The sequence below is a fragment of the Marinobacter sp. genome, assembly GCF_041686475.1.
In the GTDB taxonomy this organism is placed as follows: Bacteria; Pseudomonadota; Gammaproteobacteria; order Pseudomonadales; family Oleiphilaceae; genus Marinobacter.
Genome location: NZ_JAWLDU010000023.1, coordinates 42757 through 48812, shown reverse-complemented (window position 1 = coordinate 48812; position 6056 = coordinate 42757). Strand labels below are relative to the sequence as shown.

Genomic DNA, 6056 nt, shown 5'->3' with positions numbered 1-6056 from the left:
ATTCACACATTGACCGTGGCACGCTGGAACTGGAGAGCCGGGAATTTGACCTGCAACAGTTGATCACCAACTGCACGGCCAGCTATCGACACATTGCCGAACAGCAGGGGCTCTCCCTGACCACCCGGTTCGTGGGTGAGTGGCCGGACAATCCGGTAGTATTTGGAGATGCCTCCAGGCTGCGACAGATTCTGGCGGGATTGATTGATAATGCCATCAAATTTACCGGTGACGGCTATATCAACGTGCAGGCCGGCTGGTTTTCACTGGAAGAAAACTGCGTTGTACTGAATTGTGCGGTCAGCGATTCCGGTTGCGGGATCCCCATCGAACGGATCCACGATATTTTCAATTCCTTCGAACAGGTCGACACCGGTAATTCAAGACGCTACGGCGGAACCGGCATGGGGCTGTCCCTCGTGCAACGGCTTGTTGAACTGATGGGTGGCCACGTCAAGGTGGAAACCGACCTTGGCAAGGGCTCCTCGTTCCGGTTTGAGCTGCCCTTTGAATTGGCATCAACCCAGAGACCCGCCCAACCCATCACCCCGGCCCCGGATATCACCGGTAAGGGCAGTGCACGGGCTCTGGTCGTCGAAGACAATAATGTGAACCAGAGAGTTGCCGTTGCCCTACTCAAGCGCCTCGGGTTTGAAGCCGACGCAGCAATCAATGGCGAGGAGGCGCTGCAGCTGGTACAGACCAATCACTCGGGCTACGACGTCATTCTGATGGACTGCCAGATGCCGTTGATGGATGGCTACGAGGCCACCCGGTGCATCCGTGAATGGGAAAAGAGTAACGGCCAGGGTGGCACTCCGATTATTGCGCTCACCGCTGACGCGCTACCGGGAACGGAATCCACCTGCCGCGAGGCGGGAATGAATGACTATCTCTCAAAGCCGGTCAGAAAAGAGAACCTGAGGAAAGTGCTCAGCCGCTGGTTACGGATGTAAACAGCGGCTTATTGTAAGACTTCAGGCCACGGGATCGCGCATGGTGACGAACTCTTCGGCCGAGGTCGGATGAATGCCTACGGTGCTGTCGAACTGCGCCTTGGTGGCACCGGCCTTGATGGCAACGGCGATTCCCTGGGTAATCTCGCCGGCATCTGGCCCTACCATGTGTGCGCCAAGCACTCGGTCTGACTCATCGTCCACCACCAGCTTCATCAGCGACCGTTCGTCCCGGCCACTGAGGGTGTGCTTCATGGGTTTGAACTCGGAGCGGTAAATGCGCAGCGTGTGGCCAGCCTCCCTCGCCTCTGCTTCGGTCAGGCCAACGGTGCCGATGTTGGGCTGGCAGAATACCGCGGTAGGGATGCTACGGTAATCCATCTCACCCTTACCGTCACCGAACAGACGCCGTGAAAGCACCATGCCCTGGGCGAGGGCCACCGGCGTCAGCTGGGGCGTACCGATAACATCTCCCAGGGCTGTAATGGACGGGACTGCGGTCTGGAACTGATCGTCTACCACCACGTGGCCGGAGGCGCTGAGCTGGACACCCAGTTCTTCCAGGCCAAGCCCGTCCACCAGCGCACGACGGCCTGTCGCCGCCATCACCAGCCCGGTATTCATGCGGGAGCCGTCAGTCAGGTTGACCGCGTAGTGGGAGCTCTCACTCTCGATGGATTCGATGTTGACGCCAAAGCGAAGGTTAATGCCTTTTTTACGCATTTCCGCAGCCGTAAACTCGCGGACGTCGTCGTCAAACCCGCGCAGGAAGAGCTCCCCCCGGTAAAGCAGGGTTGTTTCCACGCCAAGTCCGGCAAGAATGCCAGCAAACTCGACTGCAATGTAGCCACCACCCCAGATCACTGCTTGCTTGGGCAACTGCGGCAGGTAAAACATTTCGTTAGAGGAGAGAACACACTCCTTGCCTGGCACATCCGGGATCACCGGCCAGCTACCGGTGGCGATGGTAATGTGTTTACTGGTGTAGGTCTGATCACCAACCACAACGGTATTAGCGTCTGCCAGCGAGGCGGTACCCTCGATCACCGTTACTCCGGCGTTCTCCAGCATGCGCCCGTATATGCCGTTGAGTCGCTCAATTTCAGCGTTCTTGTTGGCCACCAGCCGGGTCCAGTCAAAGCTGACCTGGTCAGCCGGTACCTTCCAGCCATAGCCAGCTGCATCCTCGATATCTTCGCCAGCATGGGAGCCGTAGACGAACAGCTTCTTGGGAACACAACCCACGTTGACACAGGTACCGCCAAGGTACCGTGACTCGACCACTGCCACGCGCGCGCCCTTGGCAGCGGACATCCGGGCCAGCCGGACACCGCCCGAGCCGGCGCCAATTATGATCAGATCGTAATCCTGTTTGTCAGTCACAGCGTCTCCTGTATTGGTAAAGGCCTGTTTGCTTATCCGGGCGCCATTGCGGTTTCACCGGCGTGGACTTCGCGGAACAGTATGTGATCTTCAAAATCGCCCAGCCGAATGGTACCGAGGCTGCGAAACCCTTCTGATTCATAGAATGGAAGATACCGGCTGTTGCCGGTATCGAGAACGAGCCCACTGCCGCGAGGATTTTCTGCACACAGTTTTTCTACGGTAGAGAGCAGAATCCGCCCATAACCCTTGTTCTGGTACTTGGGATTAACGCCCATCAACGGCAATTGATGCGCGAGGGGTTGCGGCAGCATCTCCCTTATCTTCTCATGGTAGTCAAGGTAGCGGCGGGTACAGGCAAAGCCTGCGGTCAACACCATGCGGATACGCCAGCTGATCTGCTCGGCCAGGTTCAGCCTGAGTTCAGGTTCGCCGATAAAAGCCACTGCCACCAGGGTGTCATTCACCATTACCCCGATCGCGTCCTGGTCCAGCTCGAAGTACAGATCAATCAACTCACGTACCGTGGCCCTGACCCGCTGCTCGTATCCGGGGCGGCGATGATCAAACAGATACTGGAACGTCGGTTCATTTCGATAGGCGCCGACCAGTATCGATATGGCTTCGTTACGCGCACTTGCATCGAGACGGACAATGGCCGGCTCCGGGCTGTTCTTGTTGTCTTTGCCGTCATTCATCGTTTACTCTCCACCGTTCGTCTCAGATTGTTAAAGTCAGGCGTACGGATACCATGCCCGGATCGTTCTGTCGATCCATGGAGGCCTGGTCGATCTCAACACCGTGCCCGGTATTCAGCTGCTCCAGCCAACTGGCAACTTCGCTGAAGGGTGCGCCTTCAAGCCAGACCCGTATCGAATCGTCTCCACTGGGCTCAAATCGCTGCAGCGACAGCCCTGCTTCCCCGGCACTGCGAGTAACCAGCGACATCAGCGCACGACCATCTTCCGGAGCATCAACCCCCGAGCTGCCCTGGCCAACATCGGCATCCGACAGCTGCTCCAGAGAGTCACGATTGGCTTCCAGCCAGGCCAGCAGTTCGGCTGAACTTTCCCGGTCACTGACAGCCTCGTTGTGGAAGTTCACAGCCGGCACCCAGACCGCAAAATAGAGAATCCCCAGAAAAACAGCAATCACCAAAACGGTTAATGCCTGCTGATCCCTGCGGGGCAACTGATCATACTGTGCAATCATTTTACCCACTGCCGGCTGTTCCCTGATTCTGTTCAACATCACGTTACCCTCCCGAGACCGTCAATCGACCGCGAGCGCCGTCAGATTCATTCACCACTGACCCGATTTCGGCCGTCAGCCCCTGGCTTGTCAGACCGTTCCGAAGGGTGCTCAGCTTGTTGTAGCTGTCTGCCCGGACATCCACTACGAGCTCGCCACGGTTGCTGCTGTAGTTAACCGAGTTAAACACGACCGAGCCCGTATCCGGAATTGTCGAGTACTGCTCTCCGGTGTATTTCATCAGGGTAATGAAACCGGCGTCAGGGCCATCCGACTGCAGCTGGCGCAACTGACCTTCAACCACCCTGCGAACATTGCCCGCATGAGTTCTCGAGTCATCGGGAAACGCCTGGCGATAAAGGGCCATGGCTTCTTCGCGCGTCTGATCCGCTTTCTGCTGATGGTACAGGCCCATGCCCACCTCAACGCCGATCTGGATGACGAACCAGACGCTGGCAACCGCAATCAATGGCTTCCATGGGTTCAGGGCGCCCGACTTGCGGGAACGGATACTGTACTCGCCCTGACAGAGATTGATCGGTTGGCAAAGATGGTGATGATGGGCGTGGGCCAGCAGCTCCAGTGGCATGAGCTCCAGCCTCTCTTCCCTGACAACCAGACGCCCGGAGGACCTGAGTTCAGCGAGATCCGCCTGCTGATGCTCGAATTCCTGTTCAGTACCATAAACGGTGACCGCCACCTCCGCCACAACTTCGTCGGAAGGCGGCAGCGCCAGCGTCTGTGCAAACATGGCAAGATTGCGGGCCTGAACGCTGAGCCATTCCCCCTGATCACTCGCCAGCATGGCCGTTTCACCATCGAGGCAGATTGACCAACCCCCTTCGGTTACCGGCAGCAGGCCTGCGTCGGGGTAGATCGCCTCGAGTTTCAGGTGCTCCCAGCCGCTGAACATCGCAAACCACTCGGCCATACGCTTGTGGTCAACAGCCGCTACCCGGAATCCATGTTCGGTGCGATTGCCCATGGCAAGGTGAACGCTCTCGATATCCTGGGCAATCTGCTCCTCAACGGCATAAGGAAGGGCCTGGTAAACGAACCTGCTTTGTTTGGCCGGAATATCAGCCGTGCAGAAAAGCGCCTCCTCTCCCGGGAGCAGGCCTACCAGCAGCACGTTCTCAAGATCGTTCTGTACCAGTGTCTGTTCGATGTCTTCTTTTCGATCTCCGGCACCGCGAGCCTGGGAGTCTCCACCGGCATCAAGCAGCACCCAGTTGTAAAGCTGGGCATCCGGGGTAGTGTCAGGGTCCGCAAAGGGTGGCAGAGGCCTGACATAAAGACGATATGACATTCTGGGCAGTTTCCTTTTTAACCCTTCCGGGTCTTCATTGTCGGTATCGATGATAATCAGGAGACCATGGCTACTCTTCAGAGAGGCTGAACGGCTCTTTCGTTATCCGGTTTTTCTGGCCGGTATCCCGATGGACTGTCTGCATTTCACCCTCGGGACTGCGATAAACGGTGCTGACCAGGTTGGCTACCCGATCATCGTAGGTAATCCTTGAGACCACTTCAAAAAAACGCGTCTGCAGCCCGAGCCCCGTGGATTTCAGCCCCAGGCCCGAGAATTCCGGCAGGGCGAGAAAATCCTGTATATTCTCAAAGCGCTCTTCCTGACGTTTTTCAAGAATAGCGTCTGCCTGAGCCTGTGTCAGTTCTTCATGCAGTGAGCGCAACACGGCAGCAGAAGCGGTATTGACGTTAATACCCAGACCCGCAACCGGCAAGGTTGTTACATGGGGCCGCAAAGCCTGGTAAGCCTCTTCGGTCATGCCATCGATCAGCCGCAACTCTGACACCGTTACAAACGGCTGATTGCCGGCCCGATAAGCCGGGTCTTCCATCAGGTACTGACCATCCTCGGCTCCGTAGGCACTGACGGTCTGGTCATTCGGGTCGATCCAGTCGATCAGGGCGTCGACATTCACCGTAGTGATCTCCAGAACCTCAAGCAGCCGGGCTACACGATCCCGCACCACCGGGTCGACCTGACCGGTTCCCCGTACCAGATCGTTGAGGTTGATTCTTCCCCCCAGGTCATCAATCTGCACTTCCGCTACACCATTGTCGTCAAGGGGCAGTATCGCAGCATTCTGGGCCCAGAATTCGTCGGGGCTATCCACCATGGTATTGTTTTCCTTGTCCTCCTCGAAATCCCGCACGAGGATCTGGCGCGCAAAGGCTTCTGCCCCAAGGGCGACACTCTGCCCCTGCTGCTGAGCCAGGTAGTGGCTGGCTCGAAACACCCGCACACTCTGTTGCTGGGTCATTCCGGCAGCCAGCATCACCACCAGCGCCATGGCCAGCAGCACCATGATCAGCGCTACTCCGCCCTGGCGATCCGCAGGCGACTGGAGCATCAGGGGATTAGCCTCCCGCATCGCCGCCTCCGATCTGATTACCGTTCTGTTGATCAGCCTGCTGCGCGTCGTCCTGATCGTCGTCCTG

The 6056-nt window shown here is 57.6% G+C and carries 6 protein-coding genes; 1 reads left to right on the top strand and 5 read right to left on the bottom strand.

The window, feature by feature from the left end; genetic code table 11:
* A partial coding sequence (locus tag ACESMB_RS07570; RefSeq protein WP_372971238.1) for an ATP-binding protein occupies positions 1–956 on the top strand: 956 nt, incomplete at its 5' end.
* Positions 957–977: 21 nt separating this feature from the next.
* On the opposite strand, the gene gorA is transcribed toward ACESMB_RS07570, so the two are convergent.
* From gorA to gspK, 5 genes are all read right to left on the bottom strand, one after another.
* Positions 978–2339: a glutathione-disulfide reductase gene (gene gorA / locus ACESMB_RS07565; protein WP_372925855.1), complete on the bottom strand. Its 1362-nt coding sequence runs from the start codon at positions 2337–2339 to the stop codon at positions 978–980.
* A 32-nt stretch (positions 2340–2371) separates the two neighbouring features.
* Positions 2372–3037, bottom strand: a complete 666-nt coding sequence (locus ACESMB_RS07560) for a GNAT family N-acetyltransferase (RefSeq protein ID WP_372925854.1) — start codon at positions 3035–3037, stop codon at positions 2372–2374.
* 22 nt (positions 3038–3059) lie between these two features.
* On the bottom strand, positions 3060–3590 hold the full coding sequence (gspM, locus tag ACESMB_RS07555) for a type II secretion system protein GspM (RefSeq protein ID WP_372925853.1): 531 nt from the start codon (positions 3588–3590) through the stop codon (positions 3060–3062).
* Between the two features lie 4 nt (positions 3591–3594).
* Positions 3595–4899, bottom strand: a complete 1305-nt coding sequence (gspL, locus tag ACESMB_RS07550; RefSeq protein WP_372971237.1) for a type II secretion system protein GspL — start codon at positions 4897–4899, stop codon at positions 3595–3597.
* 70 nt (positions 4900–4969) lie between these two features.
* A complete protein-coding gene (gene gspK / locus ACESMB_RS07545) occupies positions 4970–5923 on the bottom strand; it encodes a type II secretion system minor pseudopilin GspK (RefSeq protein WP_372971239.1) in 954 nt (317 codons plus the stop codon).
* Positions 5924–6056 lie beyond the last annotated feature (133 nt).

Coding starts and splice junctions, on each gene's coding strand:
- gspK (WP_372971239.1), bottom strand. CDS start 5,923: ATGGTGCTGCTGGCCATGGCGCTGGTGGTGATGCTGGCTGCCGGAATG.
- gspL (WP_372971237.1), bottom strand. CDS start 4,899: ATGTCATATCGTCTTTATGTCAGGCCTCTGCCACCCTTTGCGGACCCT.
- ACESMB_RS07560 (WP_372925854.1), bottom strand. CDS start 3,037: ATGAATGACGGCAAAGACAACAAGAACAGCCCGGAGCCGGCCATTGTC.
- gspM (WP_372925853.1), bottom strand. CDS start 3,590: ATGTTGAACAGAATCAGGGAACAGCCGGCAGTGGGTAAAATGATTGCA.